The sequence below is a fragment of the Oleiphilus sp. HI0061 genome (assembly GCF_001635675.1).
In genome coordinates, this window is sequence record NZ_LWFE01001669.1 from 1 (window position 1) to 1,018 (window position 1,018).

Consider the following 1,018-nt stretch of genomic DNA (forward strand, 5'->3'; position numbering starts at 1 on the left):
TCGACCGTACGGTGCTTATCATGGGTGAACTCTCGAGGATTCCAATAATCCAGAGCTATTAGCCCTTTCTTTACTGCCCGCCCAACGACACCATGATCTTCTAGAGAGCGAAACATTTCAGGAAAAAGCGTAACCAGTCCAAAATGCATACATTCACATCTCTAAGCCAGTCACACCACATTGACCAGCAAGTTTCTATCTTTGCACCACTTAAAGAACCAATCCCTTATGCCAGAACTGATTTACAGAACTGATTAAGTAGTGCCTATATAAAAACGCCCCGCAAGTACCGCAATCAGCGCTTTACAAACTAAAACTCCGGATCCCAATCAACTTCAATGGATCCTGCTTCCAGATCTACCGCCAAGACAACCTGATCTGGCAAGTAAGGAATTAATCGCTCCCTACCGTCCAAGCTATCCTTACACTTTTTTACTACCAAAACATCGTTAGATCCGGTTTCAATCAAATGATCAACACGACCAAGTAAAACCTTCTCTTCTACATCAGACCCTGAAGCAAATACTTTCAGACCTTGAAGCTGATGCCAGTAGTAATCACCGCTAGGCAGTTCCGGCAATTCTTCTCGAGGTACAGAAATCAACGAACCACAATACTGCTTAGCCTCATCGCGATCATGACACCCCTTTAACTGGGCGACCAGACCATTGCCATGAGCTTTGCAGCTAAGCACGGTTACCGATCCGTTCTTGCTGCCACCTTCGAGAGTCCAATTTTTATATTGGCAAATATTTTCTTTAGGCTGAGTATAGGAAAACACCTTCACCCAACCCTTAACACCGTATACCGAGGTAATCTTACCCATTACAGCTTTTTCTGTAGCTTTGCTCATGAGTAATTATTTCCAGCCGGTATCAATGTTAGCTTTCCAGACTACTTAAACGGCCTTACGCAGCTTTAGCAGACTCTTTCAAAAGTGTCTTAACTCGGTCAGAAGTCTGAGCACCTTTATCTAACCAGTGCTGAACACGGTCAGAATCAACTCTTAAACGTTCTT

General features: G+C 43.8%; 1 protein-coding gene. It reads right to left on the reverse strand.

All coding sequences use genetic code 11. The features are described from left to right. Positions 1-310: 310 nt before the first annotated feature. On the reverse strand, positions 311-853 hold the full coding sequence (rimM, locus tag A3735_RS25850) for a ribosome maturation factor RimM (protein ID WP_068510833.1): 543 nt from the start codon (positions 851-853) through the stop codon (positions 311-313). Between the last annotated feature and the right edge of the window lie 165 nt (positions 854-1,018).